The sequence below is a fragment of the Herbiconiux sp. genome (assembly GCF_023264855.1).
GTDB lineage: Bacteria > Actinomycetota > Actinomycetes > Actinomycetales > Microbacteriaceae > Herbiconiux.
Genome location: NZ_JAHFUW010000007.1, coordinates 1 through 25,136, shown reverse-complemented (window position 1 = coordinate 25,136; position 25,136 = coordinate 1). Strand labels below are relative to the sequence as shown.

The 25,136-nt window shown below is 69.3% G+C and carries 21 protein-coding genes and 1 tRNA gene; 17 read left to right on the top strand and 5 right to left on the bottom strand.

Translation table 11 applies throughout. From position 1 onward, the window contains the following. Positions 1 to 294 precede the first annotated feature (294 nt). Positions 295 to 1,494, top strand: a complete 1,200-nt coding sequence (locus Q0D75_RS04450) for a serine hydrolase domain-containing protein (RefSeq protein WP_291049855.1) — start codon at positions 295 to 297, stop codon at positions 1,492 to 1,494. 180 nt (positions 1,495 to 1,674) lie between these two features. Here Q0D75_RS04450 and gndA read toward each other — a convergent pair whose 3' ends face one another. Then, positions 1,675 to 3,132 (bottom strand): NADP-dependent phosphogluconate dehydrogenase, encoded by a 1,458-nt coding sequence (gene gndA / locus Q0D75_RS04445; protein ID WP_291049853.1) that lies wholly within the window; start codon positions 3,130 to 3,132, stop codon positions 1,675 to 1,677. 258 nt (positions 3,133 to 3,390) lie between these two features. Between gndA and Q0D75_RS04440 the strand changes: the two genes are divergently transcribed. From Q0D75_RS04440 to Q0D75_RS04425, 4 genes are all read left to right on the top strand, one after another. Beyond that, positions 3,391 to 4,002: a 50S ribosomal protein L25/general stress protein Ctc gene (locus tag Q0D75_RS04440; protein ID WP_291049851.1), complete on the top strand. Its 612-nt coding sequence runs from the start codon at positions 3,391 to 3,393 to the stop codon at positions 4,000 to 4,002. 44 nt (positions 4,003 to 4,046) lie between these two features. Beyond that, positions 4,047 to 4,631, top strand: coding sequence for an aminoacyl-tRNA hydrolase (gene pth / locus Q0D75_RS04435; protein WP_291049849.1), 585 nt, complete (start codon positions 4,047 to 4,049; stop codon positions 4,629 to 4,631). Positions 4,632 to 4,698: 67 nt separating this feature from the next. Next, on the top strand, positions 4,699 to 8,310 hold the full coding sequence (gene mfd, locus Q0D75_RS04430) for a transcription-repair coupling factor (RefSeq protein WP_291049847.1): 3,612 nt from the start codon (positions 4,699 to 4,701) through the stop codon (positions 8,308 to 8,310). An 85-nt stretch (positions 8,311 to 8,395) separates the two neighbouring features. After that, complete coding sequence (locus Q0D75_RS04425) at positions 8,396 to 9,097, top strand: MazG family protein (protein ID WP_291049845.1); 702 nt, start codon at positions 8,396 to 8,398, stop codon at positions 9,095 to 9,097. Positions 9,098 to 9,136: 39 nt separating this feature from the next. Here the strand turns inward: Q0D75_RS04425 and Q0D75_RS04420 are convergent, their stop codons facing one another. After that, positions 9,137 to 9,892 carry a hypothetical protein gene (locus tag Q0D75_RS04420; protein ID WP_291049843.1) on the bottom strand — a complete coding sequence of 252 codons (756 nt, stop codon included), beginning with the start codon at positions 9,890 to 9,892 and terminating at the stop codon, positions 9,137 to 9,139. Between the two features lie 87 nt (positions 9,893 to 9,979). After that, on the bottom strand, positions 9,980 to 11,050 hold the full coding sequence (locus Q0D75_RS04415) for a hypothetical protein (protein WP_291049842.1): 1,071 nt from the start codon (positions 11,048 to 11,050) through the stop codon (positions 9,980 to 9,982). Positions 11,051 to 11,182: 132 nt separating this feature from the next. Here Q0D75_RS04415 and hisS point away from each other — a divergent pair, with 132 nt between their 5' ends. From hisS to Q0D75_RS04355, 12 genes are all read left to right on the top strand, one after another. Next, positions 11,183 to 12,535, top strand: a complete 1,353-nt coding sequence (gene hisS, locus Q0D75_RS04410; protein WP_291049841.1) for a histidine--tRNA ligase — start codon at positions 11,183 to 11,185, stop codon at positions 12,533 to 12,535. A 64-nt stretch (positions 12,536 to 12,599) separates the two neighbouring features. Beyond that, positions 12,600 to 13,067, top strand: a complete 468-nt coding sequence (locus Q0D75_RS04405) for a MarR family transcriptional regulator (RefSeq protein ID WP_291049839.1) — start codon at positions 12,600 to 12,602, stop codon at positions 13,065 to 13,067. Between the two features lie 2 nt (positions 13,068 to 13,069). Continuing rightward, the gene (locus Q0D75_RS04400; RefSeq protein ID WP_291049838.1) at positions 13,070 to 14,383 is read left to right on the top strand and encodes an MFS transporter; all 1,314 of its coding nucleotides are present in this window, start codon (positions 13,070 to 13,072) and stop codon (positions 14,381 to 14,383) included. A gap of 165 nt (positions 14,384 to 14,548) precedes the next feature. Next, on the top strand, positions 14,549 to 16,198 hold the full coding sequence (locus Q0D75_RS04395) for an MDR family MFS transporter (RefSeq protein ID WP_291050003.1): 1,650 nt from the start codon (positions 14,549 to 14,551) through the stop codon (positions 16,196 to 16,198). A gap of 38 nt (positions 16,199 to 16,236) precedes the next feature. Further along, on the top strand, positions 16,237 to 16,686 hold the full coding sequence (locus Q0D75_RS04390) for a MarR family winged helix-turn-helix transcriptional regulator (RefSeq protein WP_291049836.1): 450 nt from the start codon (positions 16,237 to 16,239) through the stop codon (positions 16,684 to 16,686). Beyond that, positions 16,683 to 17,312: a TetR/AcrR family transcriptional regulator gene (locus tag Q0D75_RS04385; protein WP_291049834.1), complete on the top strand. Its 630-nt coding sequence runs from the start codon at positions 16,683 to 16,685 to the stop codon at positions 17,310 to 17,312. Before Q0D75_RS04390 ends, Q0D75_RS04385 begins: the two co-directional genes overlap by 4 nt. A 44-nt stretch (positions 17,313 to 17,356) precedes the next feature. Next, positions 17,357 to 18,637, top strand: coding sequence for a phosphopyruvate hydratase (eno, locus tag Q0D75_RS04380; protein ID WP_291049832.1), 1,281 nt, complete (start codon positions 17,357 to 17,359; stop codon positions 18,635 to 18,637). Positions 18,638 to 18,705: 68 nt separating this feature from the next. Next, positions 18,706 to 19,221, top strand: a complete 516-nt coding sequence (locus Q0D75_RS04375; protein WP_291049830.1) for a septum formation initiator family protein — start codon at positions 18,706 to 18,708, stop codon at positions 19,219 to 19,221. After that, a complete protein-coding gene (locus tag Q0D75_RS04370) occupies positions 19,218 to 19,733 on the top strand; it encodes a DUF501 domain-containing protein (RefSeq protein ID WP_291049829.1) in 516 nt (171 codons plus the stop codon). Before Q0D75_RS04375 ends, Q0D75_RS04370 begins: the two co-directional genes overlap by 4 nt. Next, a complete protein-coding gene (locus tag Q0D75_RS04365; RefSeq protein ID WP_291049827.1) occupies positions 19,733 to 21,001 on the top strand; it encodes a S8 family serine peptidase in 1,269 nt (422 codons plus the stop codon). The genes Q0D75_RS04370 and Q0D75_RS04365 overlap by 1 nt, the downstream gene beginning before the upstream one ends. A 42-nt stretch (positions 21,002 to 21,043) precedes the next feature. After that, on the top strand, positions 21,044 to 22,627 hold the full coding sequence (locus Q0D75_RS04360) for an FAD-dependent oxidoreductase (RefSeq protein WP_291049825.1): 1,584 nt from the start codon (positions 21,044 to 21,046) through the stop codon (positions 22,625 to 22,627). Positions 22,628 to 22,716: 89 nt separating this feature from the next. Beyond that, positions 22,717 to 22,790 (top strand) — tRNA-Leu (locus tag Q0D75_RS04355). A gap of 61 nt (positions 22,791 to 22,851) precedes the next feature. On the opposite strand, the gene Q0D75_RS04350 is transcribed toward Q0D75_RS04355, so the two are convergent. Together Q0D75_RS04350 and Q0D75_RS04345 are read right to left on the bottom strand one after the other, a co-directional pair. Then, on the bottom strand, positions 22,852 to 24,030 hold the full coding sequence (locus Q0D75_RS04350; protein ID WP_291049823.1) for a site-specific integrase: 1,179 nt from the start codon (positions 24,028 to 24,030) through the stop codon (positions 22,852 to 22,854). A gap of 506 nt (positions 24,031 to 24,536) precedes the next feature. After that, a complete protein-coding gene (locus Q0D75_RS04345) occupies positions 24,537 to 24,989 on the bottom strand; it encodes a hypothetical protein (RefSeq protein WP_291049821.1) in 453 nt (150 codons plus the stop codon). Positions 24,990 to 25,136: the final 147 nt, after the last annotated feature.

The window sequence follows — 25,136 nt, the reverse complement described above, 5'->3', positions numbered from 1 at the left end:
GCTCACCGCTGACCAGACCCTGAAGGGGAAGGGGCGCGAGTGGTGGCTGTGCGAGAGGGTCGTGGCGGCCCGAGTGAATGACGGTGGCCCGGGCGGGTGGCGTCGGTGTGGCTGGGTGGCGGCGCGAGCGGGTGGGTGTGGCGCGCGGGTGGCGTCGGCGTGGATGGGTGGGCGTCGGCGCGAGCGGGTGGGTGTGGCGCGCGGGTGGCGTCGGCGTGGGTGGGTGGCGGCGCGAGCGGATGGGTGTGACGCGCGGGGGTGGCGCTGAGGTGGCCGAGGGCGCACAGTGTTCGCATGACGGTATTCGACGAGGTCTGGCGTTCGCTCGAGCAGACGGTGGCCGACGGCTACGCGCCGGGTGTGGTGGCGGGTATCCGCCATCGCGGTCGCACCGAGTTCTTTGCAACTGGTCGCTACGCGTTCGAGGCGGATGCACCGCCGATGCGCGCCGACACGCCGTTCCGCATCGCTTCGCTCGGCAAGCTCGTCGCCGGCGCGCTGTCCACCCTCCTGCTCGACGAGGGCGTGTTCGCGCTCGACGACCCCATCGAGCGCTGGCTCCCCGAGTTCGCCGATCCGAGGGTGCTGGTGGCTCCGGATGCGCCGCTCACCGAGACGGTCGCCGCTGACCGCTCGATCACCGTCCGCGACCTGCTCACGATGACCGCCGGCTTCGCCTTCCCCTTCCCGGAGACACCGCTCACCCGAGCCATGACCGAGCGCGGTGTCGCCACCGGGGTGGTGCCCGCGCAGGTCACCCCCGACGAGTTCGCGCAGCGCCTCGGCGCGCTGCCGCTCGCCCGTCAGCCCGGTGACCGTTTCGCGTACGACACCGCCGCCGACGTGCTGTCGATCCTTCTCGCCCGAGCCACCGGCGGAACCCTCGGTGAGCTCGTCGACGACCGGATCGCTCGGCCCCTCGGCCTGGAGTCGATGGGTTTCTCCGCCAAGGAGCCCCTGCCCACCGCCTTCCGTCTGCGCGAGCGTGCCGACTCCGCCGACGGGCAGGCGGGCCTCGAGGTCGCCCACGAGGTCGTCGCGGCCTTCGAACATCCGCCCCGGATGGAATCCCTCCGAGGCGGCCTCGTCTCGTCGCTGCCCGACTTCCTGCGCTTCCTCACCGCCGTCGCCGACGACGAACTGCTCACCTTCGAGCAGCGACTCAGCCTGACCAGCGACCACCTCACCGACGCCCAGCGCCCCGGCCTGGACGACATGGGCGGCCCCGGCTATGGCTGGGGCTGGCAGACCGGCGTAGACCTCCTCCCGCCGAAGGGCGCGAGCCCCGAGGGCGAAGCCTTCCGCTCGGTAGCCCTCGCCTCGGAGCCCTGGCGCTCCGCGGGCCGCTGGGGCTGGGCCGGAGGCACCGGCACGAGCGCCTACGTCGACCCCGCCCGCGACCTCGCAGCCGCAGTCTTCACCCAGCACGAGCTGGGAGCCCCCACCGACGACTTCGCCTTCTTCTGGGAACCCCTGATGACCAGCATCCGCTAGCAACCACCGAGCGAGACCCGAAGTCTCAGGCCGTACTCGACGACCCAAGGTGAGCGTGTGGCCGACGGGTGCGAGCGAAGCCCGCGCCCGTCGACCGCGCGCTCACATGTCGCGCTGCGCCGGGCAGGGACCGGCGCAGCCCGGTCACGCCGAGCGAAGCCCGGCGCGACCGGCAATAAATCAGTGCGTCGACGGCTCCGACTCGATCTCCGTGCGGTCGCCCGACCACAGCGTGTGGAACGTCCCCTCGCGATCCACCCGCTTGTACGTGTGCGCCCCGAAGAAGTCGCGCTGGCCCTGCACGAGGGCGGCGGGCAGCCGCACCGAGGCGAGCGAGTCGTAGTACGACAGCGCCGCACCGAAGCCGGGAACCGGCACGCCGGAGAGCGCGGCTGTCGACACCACGCGGCGCCAGGCGGCCTCGCCGTCGGCGACGGCCTTGGCGAAGTACGGGTCTTCCAGCAGCGTGGCGAGCGAGGGGTTGTTCTCGTACGCCTCGACGATGCGGTTCAGGAACTGCGCACGGATGATGCATCCGGCGCGCCAGATCTTCGCCACCGCGCCCTTGTCGATCTCCCAGCCGTACTGCTCGGCACCGGCGATGATCTCGTCGAAGCCCTGGGCGTAGGCGACCACCTTCGAGGCGTAGAGGGCGGCACGGATGTCGTCGGCGAACGAGTCCACGTCCACCTCTACCACCGACGGCCGCGACGTGATCGTCGACTGCACCGCAGCGCGCTGAGCGGGCTTGGACGACAGTGAGCGGGCGAACACGGCCTCCGCGATGCCCCCCACCGGCACGCCGAGGTCGAGCGCGTTCTGCACGGTCCACGAACCGGTGCCCTTCGCGCCGGCCTGGTCGAGCACCACGTCGACGAACGGCTTGCCGGTTTCCGCATCCACCTGCGTGAGGATCTCGGCCGTGATCTCGATCAGGTACGACTCGAGGTCGCCCGAGTTCCACGCCGTGAACACCTCGGCCAGCTCGGCCGGCTCGCGCTTGGTCACGGTGCGCAGCAGGTCGTAGGCCTCGGCGATGAGCTGCATGTCGGCGTACTCGATGCCGTTGTGCACCATCTTCACGAAGTGCCCGGCGCCGTCGGTGCCGATGTGCGTGACGCACGGCTCGCCCTCGGCCACGGCGGCGATCGAGGAGAGGATCGGCCCGAGGGTCTTGTATGCCTCGACGGTACCGCCGGGCATGATCGACGGCCCGTTCAGCGCGCCCTCCTCGCCGCCGGAGATGCCGGTGCCGACGAAGTGGATGCCGGTGGCCGAGACGTCCTTCTCCCGGCGGATGGTGTCGTGGAAGTTCGCGTTGCCGCCGTCGACGATGATGTCGCCGGGCTCGAAACGGGCCGCGAGCTCGGAGATGACCGCATCCGTGCCGGCACCGGCCTGCACCATGATGATCGCCGTGCGCGGCTTGCTGAGCGAGGCCACGAAGTCGTCGACCGACTCGGAGGCCACGAAGCCGGCTTCCGGATGCTCGGACACGAGCTTGCGGGTGCGCTCGGGCGAGCGGTTGTAGACGGCGACGGTGTTGCCCTCACGGCTGGCCAGGTTGCGGGCGAGGTTGGAGCCCATCACCGCCATTCCGACGACTCCGATGTTGGCGGTTCCTTCTGGCGTTGACATGCGTGCGGCTCCTCGTAGATGGCGAACCCTTCCAGCGTAGTAGAGCGGGTATGCGCACGAGCGGATGCGCTAGGCTTGGTGACTGAACTTCGGCGAGGGATGCACACGCAACCGCGAGCATCCGTTATCGACGCGGTGGACTGGGCCTTAATACGTCTTTCCTCTCGCTTCACGCGGTCGAGTTGAAAATCACACATCAGGCGGGCCCAGCGCTCGTCGACTACAGCGGGCCGAACGGCTCGCACGAGGAGTACAACCATGAGCGACGACACCAAGATCACCGCGGAGACCCGCACCCAGTTCGGCAAGGGCTTCGCCCGCCGCACGCGCGCAGCCGGCAAGATCCCCGCCGTCATCTACGGTCACGGCACCGAGCCGCAGCACATCACCCTTCCCGGCCACCAGACCGCGCTGATCCTGCGCAAGTCGAACCAGGTGCTCGAGCTCACCATCGACGGCGTCGAGTCGCTCGCCCTGGTGAAGGACGTGCAGAAAGACCCCGTGCTCCAGGTCATCGAGCACATCGACCTCATCGTCATCCGCAAGGGTGAGAAGGTTCAGGTCGAGGTCAACGTGCACCTCGAGGGCGAGTCCGCTCCCGGCACCATCGCCACGCAGGACGCCAACACCGTGCTGCTCGAGGTCGAGGCCACCCACATCCCCGAGAACGTCACCGTCTCGATCGAGGGCCTGGAAGACGGCTCCCTGGTGCACGCCTCCGACATCGTGCTGCCCGCCGGCGCGACCCTCATCAGCGACGAGGAGACCGTCATCGTCGGTATCTCCATCCCCGCCGAGGAGACCGACGACGAGCCCGCCGAGGGCGAGGGTGCGGCCGAGTCCGTCAGCCCCGCCCCCGACGCCGAGTAAGCGCCCTGCGCCTTCTCGCACTGCTGCGACGAACCCCTTCGAACGTGAGCGACACCGATGCGTGGCTCGTGGTCGGGCTCGGAAACCCCGGGCCCGGCTACGCGGCCAACCGGCACAACGTGGGCCAGATGGTCACGGCTGAGCTGGCCGACCGGATGCGCGCCGCGTTCAAGTCGCACAAGACGAACGCGCGGGTCGCCGAGGGACGCACCGTCCCCGGTGGCCCGCGTTTCGTCGTGGCGAACCCGAACACCTACATGAACGTCTCGGGAGGTCCGGTCAACGGCCTCCTGAAGTTCTACGGGATCCCGCCCGAGCGCCTGATCGTGGTGCACGACGAGCTCGACATCCCGTTCGACACCCTGAAGCTCAAGCAGGGTGGCGGGCACGGCGGTCACAACGGCCTGCGCGACATCATCCGGGCCACCGGATCGGCCGACTTCGTCCGGGTGCGCGTCGGTATCGGCCGCCCGCCCGGCCGCATGCAGGCCGCCGACTTCGTGCTGCAGAACTTCTCCTCGGTCGAGCGCGACACCCTGCCCAACCTGATCGTCGACGCGGCCGACGCGGTCGAGCTGATCGCCGCCTCGGGCCTCACGGCCGCCCAGCTCAAGGTGCACACGGCCTGAGTGGCGTCCGTCCGCCCGGGAATCGTGCGAGCGACCGGATGTCGGAGGGTCCGCGTAAACTCAGGGGGTGACTCTCCAGGGAATTATCGACGTACTCGCGCGCGCCTCGACGTTCGAGAAAGCCCTGGCGAACGCCGGGCGTGACAGCGACTTCTCACTGCCCGAGGGCATCCGGGCACCGTTCCTGGCTGCGCTGCTGGCGCGTCGTGTCGAACGCGACCTGCCCGCTGTGATGATGATCGTCACGGCGACCGGGCGTGAGTCGGAGAAGCTGCGCGAGGCCCTCGGATGCTTCGCCCCGAACACCGACATCGTCGAGTTCCCCGCGTGGGAGACCCTGCCGCACGAGCGGCTCAGTCCGAGCGCCGAGATCGTCGGCAAGCGCATCGAGGCGCTGCGCCGGCTCGTGCTGTGGCAGCGCGCTCGTGACAGCGGGGAGAACCCCGCGCCCATGGTGGTCGTCGCCTCGGTGCGCGCCGCTCTGCAGCCGCTGGCCGCGAACCTCGCCGACCTCGAGCCGATCGTGCTGCAGAAGGGCGCCCGCGGTTTCGACCTCTCGGCGCTGTCGCTGCAGCTGGTCGAACTCGCGTACTCGCGCGTCGACATGGTCACCCGGCGGGGCGAGTACGCCGTGCGCGGCGGCATCCTCGACGTGTTCCCGCCCGTGGCGGAGCATCCGTATCGCGTCGACTTCTTCGGCGACGAGGTCGACGAGATCCGTGCGTTCTCGGTGGCCGACCAGCGTTCGCTGCCCGATGCGGTGGGCAGCGTGAGCCTTCCGCCCAGCCGCGAACTGCTGCTCGACGACGCCGTGCGGCAGCGTGCCCGCGAGATGCAGCACGAGTTCCCGAGCCTCTCGGGCATGCTCGAGAAGATCGCGGAGGGCATCCCGGTCGAGGGCATGGAGTCGCTGGCGCCCGCGCTGCTCGACGAGCTCGTGACGGTCGCGCACTACCTGCCGAAGGGCGCGGCGGTCGCCGTCGTAGGCCCCGAGCGCGTCGCCACCCGGGCGCTGAACCTCTCCGAGACGAACCGCGAGTTCCTCGCCGCCGCCTGGACGGCCGCCACCGCCGGGGCCGAGGCCCCGATCGACCTGGCTTCGGGCGAGTTCATCACCCTGAACGCGCTCCGCCACGCCGCCGGCACCGGCCGCGCCTGGTGGACGTTCAGCGAGTTCCAGCAGGGCCCCTCCGACGAGCAGATCCTGCCTGAGCACCGCGAGCTCGAAGAGCACCTCACGCTGCGCATCGCCGCCGATGCGGTGCCGAGCTTCCAGGGCAACGCCGAGGGTGCCATCCAGCACGTCGCCTCGCGTCTCGCCGACGGCTGGGTCGTCGCGGTCGCCGCGAAGGGGCAGGGGCTGGTCGAGCGCGCGGCCGATGTGCTCGCCGAGCGCGAGGTGCCCGGCCGCATGGTCGACGACTTCCCGGCCGAACCCGACACCGGTGTCGCCTATCTGCTGAAGGCCGCCGTCGAGCACGGCTTCGAGCTGCCCGAACTGAAGCTCGCACTGATCGGCGAGACCGAGTTCTACGGCCGCACGGTCGGCTACGACACCCGCCAGGTGAAGAAGCTCGCCAGCCGCCGAAAGAACGTGGTCGACCCGCTGCAGCTGAAGACCGGCGACTTCGTGGTGCACCAGACCCACGGCATCGGCAAGTTCCTCGAGCTGACGCAGCGGGAGGTGTCATCCGGTGGCCGCAACGCGGTGAAGACCACGCGCGAGTACCTCGTGATCGAGTACGCGCCGAGCAAGCGCGGCTACCCGGGCGACAAGCTCTACGTGCCCACCGACCAGCTCGACCTGCTCTCGCGCTACGTCGGCGGCGAGGCTCCGGGCCTCAGCAAGATGGGCGGCAGCGACTGGGCCGGTGCGAAGAGCAAGGCCCGCAAGGCCGTGCGCGACATCGCGGTCGAGCTCGTGAAGCTCTACTCGGCGCGGATGGCGTCGAAAGGGCACGCGTTCGGTCCCGACACCCCGTGGCAGCACGAGCTGGAGGAGTCGTTCCCGTTCCAGGAGACGCCCGACCAGCTCACCGTGATCGACGAGGTGAAGGCCGACATGGAGCGGCCGATCCCGATGGACCGGCTGCTCTCGGGCGACGTGGGCTTCGGCAAGACCGAGATCGCCATCCGGGCCGCGTTCAAAGCGGTTCAGGACGGCAAGCAGGTCGCGATGCTGGTTCCGACCACGCTGCTCGTGCGTCAGCACATGGAGACCTTCGCCGAGCGCTTCGCCGGCTTCCCGGTGCACCTGAAGGCGCTCAGCCGCTTCCAGAGCGAGAAGGAGATGAAGGAGACCATCGCGGGGCTGGCCGACGGCACGGTCGACATCGTAATCGCGACCCATCGCATCCTGAGCGACAACATCGCCTTCAAAGACCTGGGGCTGCTCATCATCGACGAGGAGCAGCGCTTCGGGGTGGAGCACAAAGACCAGCTGAAGAAGCTCAAGACCAACGTCGACATCCTCGCGATGAGCGCCACGCCCATCCCGCGCACGCTCGAGATGGCGGTCACTGGCATCCGCGAGATGTCGACGCTCGCGACGCCGCCGGAAGACCGGCATCCGATCCTCACCTTCGTGGGCCCGTACTCCGACAAACAGGTCTCGGCCGCCATCCGGCGCGAACTGTTGCGCGAGGGCCAGGTGTTCTTCGTGCACAACCGCGTGTCGTCGATCAACAAGGTGGCCGCTCAGCTGGCCGAGCTCGTGCCCGAGGCGCGGGTGGCCGTGGCGCACGGGCAGATGAACGAGCACGTACTGGAGCAGGTGATCGTCGACTTCTGGGAGCGCAAGTTCGACGTGCTCGTGTCGACCACGATCATCGAGACCGGTATCGACATCGCGAACGCGAACACGCTGATCGTGGACCGGGCCGACAAGTACGGTCTGTCGCAGCTCCACCAGCTGCGCGGGCGCGTCGGCCGCGGGCGCGAGCGCGCCTACGCGTACCTGCTGTTCGACGAGCACAAGCCGCTGTCCGAGACGGCGAACGACCGGCTGTCGGCGCTGGCGGCCAACAACGAGCTCGGTTCGGGCATCCAGGTGGCGCTGAAAGACCTCGAGATCCGCGGCGCCGGCAACCTGCTCGGCGGCGAGCAGGCCGGGCACATCGCGGGGGTGGGCTTCGACCTCTACCTCCGGATGATCGGCGAGGCCGTCTCCAGCTTCCGGGGCGACGTGGCGGAGGGGCAGACCGAGCTGCGCCTCGAGCTGCCGGTGGATGCGCACATCCCCGAAGACTACGTCGACAGCGAGCGGCTGCGACTCGAGGCCTACCAGAAGCTCTCCACCGCTTCGGCGCCGACGGCTTCCGACGACTCGATCGACCGCGTGATCGAGGAGCTCACCGACCGGTACGGCGAGCCGCCTGCCGAGGTCGCGAACCTGATCGCGGTCTCGCGCCTGCGCCGCCAGGCCCAGAAGTCCTCACTCAGCGAGGTCGTCGCCATGGGCTCGAACCTGCGTGTGGCGCCGGCCGACCTGGCCGATTCGATCCAGGTGCGCCTGCAGCGGATGTACCCCGGCTCGAAGTACTTCGCCCAGACGAACGCGGTCTCGATCCCGCTGCCAATCGTCGAGGGTACCCCCCTGGCCGACGCCGCCCTCATCAACTGGACCTCGGCCCTCCTCGACGCGATCTTCGCCCCCGCGAAGACCCCTGCCACCACCTGACGCAGCCCGGGTAGCGCGATCACGTCCGAACTCCGGGGGTCGGACGTGATCGCGCGATCCGAGGTCGGCGTGGGAGGCTGGGGGAATGGCTGAGATCCCGGATGCGGCGACCGAACTCGAGCGGCTCGTGAAGGTGACCGCGTTGCTGCGGGCGCCGGGCGGATGCCCGTGGGACGCCGAGCAGACGCACGCGTCGCTCGTGCAGTACCTCACCGAGGAGACGCACGAGCTGATCGACGCGATCGAGGCGGGGTCGCGCGAGGAGATGATCGAGGAGCTCGGCGACGTGCTCTACCAGGTGGTCTTCCACTCCGACATCGCCGCGAACACCCCGGGCGAGGATTTCACGATCGAGGACGTCGCCGCGCACATGACGGCGAAGATGGTGGGCCGGCATCCGCACGTCTTCGGCGACCTCGACCTCGAGACCGCCGGTGACGTCGAGAACGCCTGGGACTCGTTCAAGGCCCGGGAGAAGCCCAGCCGCACCAGTGTGCTCGACGGCATCCCGCTCGGGATGCCCTCGCTCGCCCTGGCCGACAAGCTGATCGGCAAGGCCCAGAAGGTGGGGGTTCTCGAGAAGGACGCGCCGGCGATCGTGCCCGTCGCCTCCGAGGACGAGCTCGGCCCGTTGCTGCTGGCGATCGTGGCTTCGGCGAAGGCGCAAGGGCTGGATGCCGAGCGGGCCTTGCGCACCACGCTCCGAGGCCTCCGCCAGGAGATCGCGGAGTCGGAGGCGCTCGCCGCCGCGGACGCCGGGATCGTGGCGATCCCTTCGGAGGACTGACGCCCCTGGCAGCACCGCGGGTCGCGTGGCTGAAGAGCCTCAGGCCACAGCGAGCCAGGCGGTCACCGCGCTGATCCGCCGCCAGGTCGCCGGATCGCCGAAGTCGGCCGGGTCGGCGAAGACCGCGATGCGGGCCGCATCCGTCGCCTCGTAGCGGATCTGTACCTCGTCACTGGCCGGGCCGATGGCGAGCGCGGGCGGCTCGCTCGAGGGGAGCGGATCGGCGGACGCCACCGCGTCGAATCGAGCGGCCCGCAGCACGTAGACGGTGAGCACGGTCGCGGTGGCCGAGGTGGCGTGCGGCATCACCTCTTCGTGGGCGTGCAGGCCGATCTCGAGGCAGGGGAGCGCACCGGCCGGCGACGCCGAGGTCGAGCGCAGGCGGATGAGCGTGATCGGCTCGGTTCCGGGGGCGCCGAGCGCGGCCAGACGAGCGGGCATCTCGTCGTGGCGGTCGAACTCGATCGTGAGGGCGTTCGCCTCGGCCAGCCGGCTGACCCGATGGCGCAGAAGGATGCGGCGACGGGCCGCGCGCTGCGTGAGCACCCACGCGATCACCCACAACACGGCGATGCCGAGGCTGAGCCAGGGCACCAGCTCGAGCTCCCAGTCGCTGAGATACAGCCCCAGGAACAGGATGAGGACCGCGCCACCGAGAAACCCCAGGACGCGCGCGACGGGATGCCGGCGCGGTGCGGCGAAGCGGCGCCGGAACTCCCGGAGGGCGTGGCGGTCGATCCGTTCGTTCAGGGCGCTCAGGTCGAACGCGCCGGTGTGCTGCTGCTGCTGGACCATGGGGTCACCTCGCGATCTCGTCGGAGACAGTCTCGCATTAAGTGAGCATAGATCACTAGTGCGAACCGGCGACGGATCGGCGGGACGTCACGCGTGCGGAGCGCCCCGCTGCCGCCCCCGACCCCGCCGGCGCAGCGCCGCCCGGCCGCCGACCAGTGCGGCCGCCCCCAGGAGCACCTGCACCCCGAGCCCCCAGAACCAGGTCGGGTTCCCCGGATCGGCCGGCTCTTCGAGGAGGATCGCGGCGGAACCGCCGTCGCTGCACTCCTCGATCGACATCTCGGGCTGCGGCGGCTCCTGCGCCGACCGGTAGCTCTGCGCCGCGTCGCCGAGCAGGGTGGCGGGCCGGCCGTCGCCGTCGACATCGCCGGCCGCGGCATCCGACACCATCACGAAGGGATTCGTGACGACCAGCCACCAGACCGACTCGTAGTGCGCGACGGTGTCGTCGGGGGAGGTCTTGGTGACCGGCGGCAGGCATCCGATCGGCTCGCCCGAGGCGTCACGCTCGGCCTCGATCTCGATCGTGACCAGCGGCTGGGACGCCGCCGATCCCGCGATCAGTAGGGCGATCGGTGTTCCGAGGATCAGGACGGCGAGCACCAGGTAGGTGATGAGGATCGAGGCGATCGGCCGGCGGAAGATCCCCGACAGCCCCACGGCCAGGGCCGTGAAGACCGCCGATTCGGCCGCGAGCATCGCGAGGGTGACGAGCACGGTGACGGGGGAGAGGCGCCCGAACCCGGCCGAGATGAGCAGCAGGGGAAGGGCGACGACGACCAGCGAGAGCGAGCCGATCCAGGCCGCGAGCCACGAGCCGACCACCAGCGCGCTCGTGCCGGGCTGCGCATCCGGCGTCGCATCCGGCGACGTCGTGGCCGGCGAGGAGGCCGGCGAGCGGCCGTTCAGCGCGCTCCCCGCGAACACCGGTGCGAGCACGGCCGCGAACCCGAGCGTCACCCAGGTCACCATCGAGAACACCGCGCCGCCGCCGGTCGGCGAGCTCCCGGCGACCACCGTCGCGAAGAAGGCGACGACCACCAGCAGCACGGCGACGGCGCCGAGCGCGATCCAGCCCGCGGGCCGGCGGATGCTCCGGCGCAGGCCCTCCGCGACGACGCGGCCGATTCCGCCCGACGCATCCACCGAATCGCTCATGAGCACCGACCCCCATCCGGACGCGGGCCATCCCTCGCCGACCGGCCCCCGGCGCGGTCGCTGCGTCTCCTGCCGACCGAGCCTAGCGGCCCCGGCGCGTCGGGCGCCCGCGCACTCGCTACCCTTGAACGCATGGCTTCCCCCGTCTCACCCCCGCGCGGCATGCGCGACTTCCTGCCGGCCGACAAGGCGAAGAGGGAGCGGGTGCTCGGCCTCATCCGCGCCACCTATGCGGCCCACGGTTTCGACGAGATCGAGACGCCCGTGGTGGAGGACTACGCGCGCCTGCACGCCGGCCTCGGCGGCGACAACGAGAAGCTCGCCTTCAACGTGCTGAAGCGCGGTCTCGACGCCGAGGCGCTGACCGCCGCCGCGGCATCCGGTGACGCCGACGACCTCGCCGACCTCGGTCTGCGCTTCGACCTCACCGTGCCGCTCGCGCGCTTCTACGCCACGCACCGCTCGAACCTGCCGCAGGTGTTCCGCTCGGTGCAGATCGCCCCGGTCTGGCGGGCCGAGCGCCCGCAGAAGGGTCGCTACCGCCAGTTCGTGCAGTGCGACATCGACATCATCGGCGAGGCCGGCATCCTGGCCGAGACGGAGCTGCTCACCGCCACCCTGGCCACGCTCGATGCGCTCGGGCTCACCGGCTGCCGCATCCGCATCAACGACCGCCGCATCCTGTTCGGGATGCTCGACGCCTTCGGGTTCGCCCCCGCCGAGCACTCCTCGGTGCTGATCACGGTCGACAAGCTCGACAAGGTCGGCACCGCGGGCGTGATCGGCGAGCTGCGGGGCAAGGGGGCGACGGATGCGGCCGTCGACGCCCTTGAGGCCTACTTCGCGGCCTCGCCTCCCGCAGCCGCTGCAGACCCCACAGGCACCACGGCCGGCGACGTGGCCGAGGGCGACGTGCTCCCGGTCGAGTCGACTCCGCTGACGGCCGAAGCCGTGGCGTCTGCCCTGCCGGCCGGCGTCGCCCCCGAGGCGGTCACCGCGCTGGCCGAGATCGGCCTCGCGCTGCGCGCCGCCGACGTGGCGGGTGAGCTCGTGTTCGATCCGTTCCTCGTGCGCGGGATGGGCTATTACACCGGCACGATCTTCGAGATCGAGCACCCCGACTTCTCGTTCTCGCTCGGCGGCGGCGGCCGCTACGACGGCATGATCGGCCGTTTCCTCGGCGAAGACGTGCCGGCCTGCGGGTTCTCGATCGGCTTCGAGCGCATCATCGACCTGATCGAGGATCCCGGATCCGGCGACCTCGAGTCGATCGTCCTCGTGCACGACAAGGCCGCCGATCCGGCCCGCCTGCTCTCGCTCAAGACGCAGCTCGTGTCGCGGGGCACTCGCGTGCGCCTCGAGCGCCGCACGAAGAACCTCGCCCCGCTGCTCGATCGTGCCACATCCGCGGGTTTCGCCTCCTTCGCCCTCGTGGGCCGCGAGACCACGGATGCCTCGACCCTCGACGTGAAGCCTCTCGCCTGAGCACCGAGGAGCAATTCTCCCGAGAGTGACACATAGATAGTTTGGCTATGTAAACTAGTTGACTGTGAACACAGTCATCGAACCCCAACAGGATCTCTCCGAACTGCTCTCCGACCTCGTGTCGGTCACGCACCGCCTCACCCGCATCGCCGCTCAGGCGACGGGCGAGTCCACGTCTCCCGCCACCTGGCGCACCCTCAGCGTGCTCAGCACCTTCGGGCCCATGCGGCTCGGTGAGCTCGCCAAGCAGAGCCGCGTCTCGCAGCCCACCATGACCAAGATCGTGGCGAACCTCAACGAGCTCGAGTGGATCCGCCGGATCGCCGACGTCGACGACGCCCGCGCCTGGCAGATCGCCCTCGCCCCCAAGGGGATGCGCGCCCTCGCCGAATGGCGCGACCGCCTCGGTCAGGCGCTCGCCCCGATGTTCGACCACCTCGACCACGCCGAGCTCGACACCATCGGCCGCGCCCTCGACCTGCTGCACGAGTGCACGGATGTGCGGGCCGATTCGACCGTGAAGGCGGCCTGAGCATGAGCGCCCCCGCCGACACCGCGAAGGGCGCCGGAACCCCGACGCCGCACACCCCGAACCAGCCCGCCACGAGCGGCAACGCCAGCGCCCGCAAGACCCCCGCCCCCAAGAACTCGATCCTGCACCAGCCCAAGGCCGTCTGGGCCGTGGCCTTCGCCTGCGTGATCGCCTTCATGGGCATCGGCCTGGTCGACCCGATCCTCCCCGCCATCGCCGACAGCCTCGATGCCACGCAGACCCAGACCAGCCTGCTGTTCACCAGCTACCTGCTGATCACCGGCTTCGCGATGCTCTTCACGAGCTGGATCTCCACCCGCATCGGCGCCCGCACCACGCTGCTGATCGGCCTCGCCCTGATCGTCGCCTTCGCCCTCGCGGCAGGCCTCTCCGGCAGCGTCGAAGAGGTCATCGGCTTCCGCGCCGGCTGGGGTCTCGGCAACGCCCTGTTCATCTCCACCGCGCTCGCCACGATCGTGGGCGCGGCCAGTGGGGGAGCGAGCTCGGCCATCATCCTGTACGAGGCCGCGCTCGGTCTCGGCATCGCGATCGGCCCGCTGCTCGGCGGTCTGCTCGGCTCGATCAGCTGGCGTGGCCCGTTCTTCGGCACCAGCGTGCTGATGGCGATCGGCTTCATCGCCATCGCCACGCTCATGAAGAAGGCCCCGCAGAAGCCCGTGCCCACCCCGCTGAGCGCCCCGTTCAAGGCCCTCACCCGCCCGGCCCTGGCCATCCTCGCCATCGCGGCGCTGTTCTACAACATCGGCTTCTTCATCCTGCTCGCCTACACCCCGTTCCCGCTGGGGCTGGACGAGATCGGTCTCGGTCTCACCTTCTTCGGTTGGGGCCTGGCCGTGGCCATCACCTCGGTGTGGGTGGCCCCGTGGCTGACCCGCCGCATCCCGCGCACCCGCGTGCTCTGGACCGTGCTCATCCTGCTGGGCCTGGATCTCGTGGCCGCCGGCCTGCTCGTGTCGAGCACCGCGGGCCTGATCACCTGCGTCGTCGTGGGCGGTGCGCTGCTCGGCGTGATGAACACCGTGCTCACCGAATCGGTGATGGCGGCGACGGATCTGCCCCGCCCGGTCGCCTCCTCGGCCTACTCGGCCGTGCGCTTCCTCGGTGGTGCGGTCGCGCCGCCCGCGGCCTCCATCATCGCCGGAGCGTTCACGGCCGCGACCCCGTTCTACGTGGCCGCCGGATCCGTAGTCGTCGCGTCGCTCGTCATCATCCTGGGTCACCGCGCCATCGCGCACGTCGACCACGAGGAGGAGGGCGAGCTCGAAGAGGCCGAGGCGATCACCGCGGGGGAGTAGCCCTGATTCGTGCACAGCAAGAAATATTGCGCGATCTGCAGTAATTAGTTGATCGGCATCAACGATCTGAGTATTGTTGATGCCGATCAACTTTCTACGTACTGGAGAACCGTGTCCCTCACCACTTCGAAAGCCGCCGCCGGCGCCCCGGCGGAACCCCAGAAGATGCGGCGGGAGGTGCTCGCGCCGCTGTCCGGCCTGCTGCTCGGCATGTTCGTGGCGATGCTCGCCTCCACCGTCGTGTCGAGCTCGCTCCCGAAGATCATCGGCGACCTGGGCGGCACCCAGTCCGGTTACACCTGGGTCGTCACCGCGACCCTGCTCGCCACCACCGTCTCGACGCCCATCTGGGGCAAGCTCGCCGACCTCACCAACCGCAAGCTGCTCATCCAGCTCTCCCTGGTGATCTTCGTGGTCGGATCGGGTCTCGCGGGTCTCGCGCAGAGCACCGAGATGCTCATCTTCTTCCGCGTGCTGCAGGGCCTCGGCGCCGGTGGCCTCACCGCCCTCGTGCAGGTCGTGATGGCCGACATCATCCCGCCCCGCGAGCGTGGCCGCTACATGGGCCTGCTCGGCGCCGTGATGGCCGTGGCGACGGTCGGCGGCCCGCTGCTCGGCGGCGTGATCACCGACTCGGCCGGTTGGCGCTGGAACTTCTATATCTCGGTCCCCTTCGCGGTGGCCGCGATCATCCTGCTGCAGCGCACGCTGCACATCCCCACGCACAAGCGCAAGGTCAAGATCGACTACCTCGGTGCTGCGCTGATCGCCGCGGGCGTCTCCCTGCTGCTGGTCTGGGTCACCCTGGCCGGCAACCAGTTCGAGTGGGGCTCGGCCACGAGCCTCCTGATGGTCGGTGGCGCCGTGGTGCTGCTGGGCCTCGCCGTCTTCACCGAGTTCAAGGTGAAAGAGCCCATCATCCCGATGACGCTGTTCAGGAACCGCACCTTCTGGCTGGCCGTCATCGCCAGCATCTCGGTGGGCGTGGCCATGTTCGGCACCAGCGTCTTCCTCAGCCAGTACATGCAGCTGGCCCGCGGCAAGACCCCTACCGAATCGGGCCTGCTGACCATCCCGATGATCGGCGGCGTGCTGATCTCCTCGATGGTCACCGGCCAGCTGATCAGCCGTTTCGGCAAGTGGAAGCGCTACATGGTGACCGGATCGGTGCTGCTCACCGTCGGCCTGCTGCTGATGGGTACCATCCGCTATGACACCAGCTTCTACCTCGTGTTCGTGTACATGTTCGTGATGGGCGCCGGCGTCGGCATGGTGATGCAGAACCTGGTGCTGATCGTGCAGAACGCGGTGGATCCGCGCCAGATCGGCACGGCCAGCGCCTCGGTCGCGTTCTTCCGCAGCCTCGGCGGCACCATCGGCGTGAGCGTGATGGGCGCGGTGCTCGGCAGCCGCATCACCACCCTGGTCACCGACGGCCTGGTGAAGATGGGTGTCGACCCCTCGCAGACCGGTTCGCTCGAGGGGGGCGGCATCCCGGATCTGAGCACGCTGCCCGCCCCGATCCGCACCCTGGTCGAGTCGGCGTACGGCGAGGCCGTGGCCGACGTGTTCGTGATCGCGGTGCCGCTGGCGATCATCTCGATCATCGCGATCGCCTTCCTGCCGAACCGCCCGCTCGGCACCAAGACCTCGGTGGAGCAGATCGCCGAGGCCGAGGCCGCCACCCTGGTAGCCGTCTCCGCCGCCGAGATCGCCGGCGACACGCAGAGCGAGGAGCAGATCGAGGCCGCCTACGAGGCTCCGGATGCCTCCGCTCCCGCCTCCACGACACCGGGGTCGCCGGGGCCGCGGTGATCCAGGCCGATGCCCATGGGGCCGATACCCTTGGGGCTGTGACCTCAGACGAACGGGCCGACGCCACTCTCGCCGTGGAGGACGAGATGGCGCGGCTCGTCCGGGCGGTGCGGGCCACCATCCACGAGAACTCCGAGCGGTTCTCGCCCGAGCTGCAGCCCTCGGGCTACTCGGTGCTGCGCACGATCGTGGCCCAGCATCCGGTCACCCCGGCCGCCGTGATCGCCGCGGTGGGCATGGACAAGAGCGCCGTCAGCCGGCAGCTGCGCATCCTCAAAGACCTCGGCTTCGTCACCAGCGAACCCGATCCCGACGACCGGCGGGCGAGTCTGTTCTCGCCCACGGCCGACACGCTCGAACGGATGGCGATCATCCGCCAGCAGAACAAGGTCGCCTACGCCGACACCTTCGACGACTGGGACACGAGCGACGTCACCACCTTCGCGCGCCTGCTGGGCGCCTTCATCGACAGGATCGAGAGACGATGACGTCTGTTGACACGACCGCCGCCCCCGAGGCCCCCGCCGCCGCCCTTCCGCTGCGCGAGCGCAAGAAGGCCGAGACCCGCACCGCCATCCACGAGGCCGCCCTGCGCCTGGTGGCCGCGAACGGCGTGGAGCACGCCTCGGTGGATGCCATCTGCTCCGAGGCGGGCGTCTCGACTCGCACCTTCTTCAACTACTTCCCCTCGAAGGTCTCGGCCCTGGTAGGTCTCTCCGCGTTCGAGATCACGGATGCGCAGCGCGAGCGCTTCCTCGACCACGACGGCGAGCGGGGGCTGGTGCGGGATCTGTGCACCCTGATCGGCTCGATCATGGACTCCACCGACCGGCCGGGAGCCGACCGCGAGGCGATCCGCGAGGTGCTGGTGCACAACCAGGAGATCGCGCCCGAGGTCATCAAGTTCGCGGCCGAACTGCGCCGCGACATCCTCACCCTCACCGAGCGGCGCACCACGCCCAGGCGTGCGCAGCTGGCCGTCTCGCTCGTGATGTCGGCCGTGGACTGCGCCCTGCACCGCCCCGTCGACGCCCCCGGCGAGGGAGAGTTCACCCACTGGTTGTTCGCCGCCGTCACCGACATGCAGGCCATCGCGCGCGAATCGTTAGACTAGAGCCGCCCAGATCAGGGCTCTGATGCACAAGGAGAAAACCACCCGTGGCACTTATCGAAGCCGTTGGCGCTCGCGAAATTCTTGACTCCCGAGGAAACCCGACCGTCGAGGTCGAGGTTCTTCTCGAAGACGGCGTCGTCTCGCGCGCCGCCGTTCCCTCCGGCGCCTCCACCGGCGCGTTCGAGGCCTACGAGCTCCGCGACGGCGACAAGGGCCGCTACCTCGGCAAGGGCGTGCAGAAGGCCGTCGACGCCGTGATCGACGAGATCGGCCCGGCTCTGGAGGGCTTCGACGCCACCGACCAGCGCCTCGTCGACGCCGCCATGATCGCCCTCGACGGCACCGAGAACAAGAAGCGCCTCGGCGCGAACGCCATCCTCGGCGTGTCGCTGGCCGTGGCCCGCGCGGCGGCCGACTCGGCCGACCTGCCCCTGTTCCGCTACGTCGGCGGCCCCAACGCGCACACCCTGCCCGTGCCGCTGATGAACATCGTCAACGGTGGCGCGCACGCCGACACCGGTGTCGACATCCAGGAGTTCATGGCCGTGCCGCTCGGCGCCGAGTCGTTCTCCGAGGCGCTGCGCTGGGGCGTGGAGACCTACCACTCGCTGAAGTCGCTGCTGAAGTCGAAGGGCCTGTCCACCGGCCTCGGCGACGAGGGCGGCTTCGCCCCGGAGCTGCCGAACAACCGCGAGGCGCTCGACTTCATCCTCGAGGCCATCACCCAGGCCGGCTTCACCCCCGGCAAGGACATCGCTCTCGCCCTGGACTGCGCCGCGAGCGAGTTCTTCGACGGCGGCGTCTACAACTTCGAGGGCCAGAAGCGCTCCGCGCAGGAGATGTCGGCCTACTACGCCGACCTCGTGGCCAACTACCCCCTCGTCTCGATCGAAGACCCGCTGAACGAAGACGACTGGGAGGGCTGGGCCCACCTGACCGCCGAGGTCGGCTCCCAGGTGCAGCTGGTCGGCGACGACCTCTACGTCACGAACCCCGCGCGTCTCGCGCAGGGCATCGCCGAGAAGGCCGGCAACTCGATCCTGGTGAAGGTCAACCAGATCGGCACGCTCACCGAGACGCTCGACGCGGTCGCTCTCGCGCAGCGCTCCGGCATGACGGCGATCCTCTCGCACCGCTCCGGCGAGACCGAGGACACCACCATCGCCGACCTGGCCGTGGCCGTCGACGCCGGCCAGATCAAGACCGGTGCGCCTGCCCGCAGCGAGCGGGTCGCCAAGTACAATCAGTTGCTGAGGATCGAAGAGGAACTCGCCGAGGCCGCCGTGTACGCCGGCCGCAGCGCGTTCCCCCGCTTCTCCGCCTAGCCCGGCGGCCGAACACCCAGCTCCACCGCCGCCGATCCGGGCCGAGTGGCCCGAACAGAGGTAGTTTCATGCGGCAGCGCACACCGTCATCCCGCCCCGCGCGGGTGCCGGTCGCGCTGCCGCAGAACTCCCAGGCGGCGCCCGCCCAGTGGTTGCGCAGCATCCGCTTCTCCGGCTTCACGGCGCTGATGTTCGTCGTGATCGTGATGTTCGTCGTCATCATCGCGCCGGGCCTGCGGGTCTACGTCGAGCAGCGGGCGCAGCTCGCCGCGCTGCACGCCGACGTCGATGCGAAGACCGAGCAGAACGCCGATCTGACCGACGAGATCGCCCGCTGGAGCGACCCGGCCTACATCAAGGCCGAAGCCCGCGACCGGCTCTACTACGTGATGCCGGGCGAGACCAGCTTCCTCATCATCGACGACGTGCCCGCCGCCGGCTCCGACTCCGGCTCCGGGGCGGTCAGCGACACCATCGGCACCACGAACGTCGACTGGCTCTCGTCGGTGTTCGCCTCGGGCATGACCGCCGGGCTCTCCACCCAGACGCCCGAGCAACTCGAATCGAACGGAACAGTGCAGTGACCACCCCGCCCTTCGAGCCGGCTTCCGAGCACGACCTCGCCGTCGCCTCGGCCCAGCTCGGCCGCCCGGTGCGCAACGTGCTGGGTATCGCCGCGCGCTGCGTGTGCGGCAACCCCACGGTCGTCGCCACCGCACCGCGGCTGGCCGACGGCACTCCGTTCCCCACCATCTACTACCTGTCGCACCCCGCGGCGACCGCCGCGATGAGCGATCTCGAGGCCGAGCACGTGATGGTGGAGTTCCAGGATGCGCTGGCCGACGAGTCGCTCGCCGAGTCCTACGCCGCGGCCCACGCCGCCTACCTGGCCGACCGGGCGCAGTTCGGCGAGGTGCCCGAGATCGCCGGCATCTCCGCCGGCGGCATGCCCACGCGCGTGAAGTGCCTGCACGCCCTGGCCGCGCACTCGCTCGCCGCCGGTCCCGGCGTCAACCCGATCGGCGACCTCGCCCTGGCCCGTGGCGACTGGTCGCCCGCGGTCTGCGAGTGCGTCGCGTATCCGATCGAGGTGTGATGGGTTCCCGCCGCCTGGTCGCCGGTCGTGCCGTCGGCACGCTGGTGGTCGTCGCGGTGGCCGGCGGGCTGGTGCTCGCGCCCGGCGCGGTTCCGGCGGCGCACGCCGACAGCATCCGCTCGATGGAGTACTGGCTCGCCGACTACGGCTTCACCTCGGCCTGGGACACCACCCAGGGCGAGGGCGCGACGGTGGCGGTGATCGACACGGGGGTCGACGGCAGCGTGGCCGAGCTGCAGGGCGCCGTGGTGGACGGCACGGACGTGTCGGGCATCGGATCGCCTGACGGGCAGCTGCCCATCGGGGAGAGCTCCGAGCACGGCACGATGGTGGCCTCGCTGATCGCCGGGCGCGGCACGGGCCCCGGCAACGGCGTGATCGGCGTCGCTCCCGAGGCCTCGCTGCTGGCCATCTCGGTGGCGCTGGGCGAGGGATCCGTCGGCTCCGACGAGCAGATCGCGCATGCCGTGCGCTGGGCCGTCGACCACGGCGCCGACGTGATCAACATGTCGCTCACCCGCAACAGCCTCGACTGGCCGGAGAGTTGGGACGACGCCTTCTCCTACGCCTTCGACCACGACGTGATCGTCGTCGCGGCAGCGGGCAATCGGGGCAGCGGCACGACGGAGGTGGGAGCTCCGGCCACCATCCCCGGTGTCGTGGCCGTGGCCGGCGTCGACAAGGCGGGTGACGCCAGCTTCGACGCCTCCTCGCAGGGCATCACGATCGCGGTCGCGGCCCCCAGCGAGCAGCTGGTCGGCGTGGTGCCGGGCGGCGGCTACGTGCTCTGGGACGGCACCTCGGGAGCGGCGCCGCTGGTCAGCGGCCTGGCCGCGCTGGTGAAGTCGGCGCATCCGGAGCTCTCGGCCGCCGACGTCATCCACCGCATCATCGCCACGGCGGTGCCGAAGGGCGATCCGGTGCCCGGTCCCATCTACGGCTACGGATTGATCGACGCCGAGGCCGCGGTCGATGCCGACGTGGCGCCGCTCGCGCCCGGCTCCGCGAATCCGATCGGCGATCTGGCGGCCTGGATCGCGACCTACCGGCCCGCGTCCGGCACGGTCTCGGTCGACACGCTGGTCATTCCGCCGCCTGCCGACCCCGAGACGGAGGCGGCCGCCCCTGACCCGACGACCCCCGCACCGGGGGTGTACGATGTTCTTCATTGGGCGGTGCCGCTGGGGCTCCTGCTCGGGTTCCTCATCCTGATGGCGACATTCGCCTTAGGAGCGGTCACGCATTTCAAAGGGCTGCGCCGCAAGTAGTAGCCTGTACGCAGGCCCCTGTACTGAGGAGATCGTTTCACTGTGCCCAAGATCCTGATTGTCGGCGGCGGCTACGCCGGTTTCTACACCGCGTGGAAGCTCGAGAAGTGGCTCCGTTCCGGCGAGGCCGAGGTCACGGTGGTCGACCCGCTGCCGTACATGACCTACCAGCCGTTCCTCCCCGAGGTCGCGGCCGGCTCCATCGAGCCCCGTCACGCGGTGGTCGGCATCCGCCGTCACCTCAAGAAGACCCGCGTCATCGCCGCGAAGGTCACCCACATCTCGCACGCCACGAAGACCGCGACCATCACCCCGGTCGAGGGTGCGGGCGAGCCGTGGGAGGAGCAGTACGACATCATCGTCGTCACCGCCGGCGCCGTCTCGCGCACCTTCCCGATCCCGGGCGTGGCCGACGAGGCCATCGGCCTCAAGACCATCGAAGAGGCGACCGCGATCCGCGACCGCATCCTCACCAACTTCGACAAGGCCGCCCAGCTGCCGGCCGGCCCCGAGCGCGATCGTCTGCTCACCGTCGTGGTGGTCGGCGGCGGTTTCGCGGGCATCGAGGTGTTCGCCGAGCTGCGCTCGTTCGTCTCGGCGCTCGTGGAGTCGTACCCCGAGATCGGTTTCGAAGACACCCACTTCCACCTGATCGAGGCCATGGGCCGGATCATGCCCGAGGTCAGCCTGCCCACCTCGCTCTGGGTGATCAAGAACCTGGCCGAGCGCGGCGCGCAGATCCACCTCGACACGCAGCTGAAGTCGGCTGTGGGCGGCGTCATCGAGCTCTCGACCGGTGAGTCGTTCGAGTCGGACACCATCATCTGGACGGCCGGCGTCATGGCCACGCCCGACATCAAGAACTCCGACCTCCCGATCGAGGAGCGCGGTCGCCTGCGCGTGCGCGCCGACCTGCGGGTCGAGGGCGACGACGGCATCGTCGAGGGCGCCTGGGGCGCCGGTGACGTGTCGGCCGTGCCCGACCTCACGGGTGCCGGTGTCGGCGGCTTCTGCGTGCCGAACGCGCAGCACGCCGTTCGCCAGGGCAAGCTGCTCGCCAAGAACATCGTCGCCGACCTGCGCGGTGAGGGCGTCAAGGAGTACTACCACAAGAACCTCGGTGCGGTCGCGGGCCTCGGCCTCGGCATCGGCGTGTTCCAGTCGGGCAAGATCGCGCTGAAGGGCCTGCCGGCCTGGTTCGCGCACCGTGGCTACCACGGCCTGGCGATGCCCTCGTGGGAGCGCAAGTTCCGCGTCATCTGGGGCTGGGTGAACAACTTCTTCCTCGGTCGCGACAACGTCTCGCTCGAGGCCCGCGTGCACCCGCGCGCGGCGTTCGAGCAGTTCGCGGCTCGCCCGCGTGTCGCTCCGGCGGCCACCGCCTCGACGCCCGCTCAGGCTCCGGCTGCGGCGGCTCCCGCCGAGAAGAAGGAACTGCAGCCCGCCGGCGCGGCCTCGGCGAACCCCGAGCTGCCCGGGTCGCACAGCTCCGAGCCGGCCGCCACGGCCGAGGTCAACGGCGTCGCCGCCACCGACTCCGCGCCCGAGGCCCCCAAGGCCAAGGCCACGAAGCCGCGCACCAAGGCGCCCACCGCCAAGGCGGCCACGGCCAAAGCCGCGGAGTAGCCCGCCGCCCGCACCGCATCCGGATCCGCCCCTGAACTCGTGTCGGGGGCGGATTCGTGTCTGCGGCTCCGCGGTAGCATGAGGCTCCCGCCCCCATAGCCCAATCGGCAGAGGCAGACGACTTAAAATCGTTTCAGTCTGGGTTCGAGTCCCAGTGGGGGTACGAGTGATATGCGTCTGCAATCGTTGCAATGGCGCGGATCTCGGGGGCTAGGCGACCCGACTTAGGCGCTCCGCACCCACGAGATACCCACCAGCGCCTGAGTGCGTGCGTCATCCAGGTGCTCACCTACGGCATCGAGATCGTCGTCGAACAGGTCCGCATAGATGTCGAGGGTCATGGCTGCGGACGCGTGTCCGAGCATCTTCTGCACTGCCTTCACGTTCGCGCCGGAGGAGACCGCGAGGCTTGCGGCCGTGTGACGCAGGTCGTGGAGCGTGAGCTTCGGGAAGGTGTGGTCGGAGGCCTGAGCGCGAAGGATCGCGGCCCGATACCAGCCGTCACGTGTGGACGGTGTGCGCACGTGGGCGTCGCCCGATCCGAACACCAGCTGCGTCTGCGTCTTGCCCTCGCACAGCGCGGCCAGATCGTCGGAGAGAAATGCCGGGAACGGCACACTGCGTGCCTCGTGGCTTTTCGGCGTGCCGACGATGATCTTGCCGTTCACGAGCACAGCGTTCTGCCTGACGTTGGTTCGGCGGCGCGACATGTCGAGATCCATCACTCGTTGAGCGACCGCCTCGCCCCACCGCTCGCCCGTGTAGGCCAGGAACCGAACCAGCGTCCCGTGCTGCTTCGCGGACAATGCCAGCAGTTCGACCTGTGCGTGTGTGAGGTACGGGTGCGCCCGTTTGGGCTTTCGCGGTAGATCGACTCCCCGGGCGGGGTTCGAGGCGATGCGACGGTCCTTCACGGCGACGTCGAGGATCGCGGCGAGGATGCCGTAGGCGCGGATGACGTGAGTCGCTCCCCGCGGGCCGGGCTTCGTGTGCTTCGTCGTTGCGGTGCCGGCGGCCAGCTCCGCGACCCACTGCTGCACTTCGGAGTGCTGAATCGACGCGACCGGACGCGAGCCCCATTGGGGCTCTACGTAGAGTCGCCAGGTCGACTCGAGCGGGGCCAGTGCGGACGGCTTGAGTCCGACCTTCGTGGTCAGCCATCGCTCACCGAGCACGCCGATGGGCGATCGGGCTGCGCTCGCATCGATGAACTCACCGCGATGCTTGGTGGTCTCCTTAGCATGCATGAAGATCTCGGCTTCGCGCCGTGTGCGGAAGCCTCGCTTGTCGGTCGACTTGTTGTCGGGTTTCCGGTAGCGGACCATGTAGCGGCGGTCGACGTCGCGAGGGCGCCCGCTCTTGGTCAGTGGTCCCTTGACGTAGTAAGACTCGATGCTCGCCATGCATCCATTCTCGGTCGGGTAGGGGGACAGATCGTGGTCCCCTTAGGGGGCGAGTCTTTGGTCCCCTAAGGGGACCAATAATTTGCAAATCAGGGGGCCAAAAAGTTGTCCCCTTAACAAGAAAGAACAGGACTGAGCAGAACAGGAACAGTACGCGCGAGGCGAAAATTCGGGTCGAAACGCTGCATCTGACTTTCAATCGGAGCGTATTCCGTTACCTGTTCCTTGGGTGGGAATAGGTAACGGAATAGTTTGTCTCTCTTCTCGCCTGTGCCACTGCCATCCCCGCGCGGGGCGCGCTTCCCAACCTCCCCCAAACTTCGTCGCAGTTTGACGGAGGTTGGGAAGTAAAGGGGTGGAAGTGGCACAGGCGAGAAGAGAGACAGTGAAAAGAGGGTCAGTGAGTGGGATGAAGAGACGAGGGTGGCGAGAGTCAGGGAGGAGCTAGAATGTCGTCGGCAAAGGTGGGGTGATCATTTGCGCAACAGGTTGTTGCGCAACTGGGGTCAGCCGATCAAGTCGACGAAGCGTTGCAGTTCCCGGGCGTGACGTGGATCGTCGGGACTGACGCCCCGATCGAGGATGGCGGCGATTCGTGCGCGGGGGAGCTGGAAGCTGATGAAAGGTCCCCGAGGCAGGTCGTCGTCAGGTACGAGATCGTTGTCGTCGAGTTCGATTCGGTAGACCCATCCCCGACCACGTCCGGGCTCGCGTCTGGACCAGTAGGCGGCAACCGCCACGGCCAAGGATCTCTCGGTGGTCACATAGACCAGTCCAACCGAGGTGGTGATGCGCCGAAAGCCTGCTCGTTCTGATTCGCCCCTCATGCTCGTGGCACCGGACTCGGCCGGCGGAAGGAGCATGTCTCCCACAGCCAGGCCGGGAAATCCACCGTGATACAGGCGCGTCTTCCCGGCGCGAATGTTCACATTCAGGGTTCGTAGGGCTTCGGGGTCCACGCATTCACGCTACCGGTCGCGTGGCGACGGTCAAGTCCCGTGGAGTGGTGTAACGAACATTCTTCGAGAATGAGCTTGGCTACGCAGTCAACGTGAGGGGTAGTTCCACAGCCACCTCCTCAGCAACGTTGTCCGTGATGAGGCGAA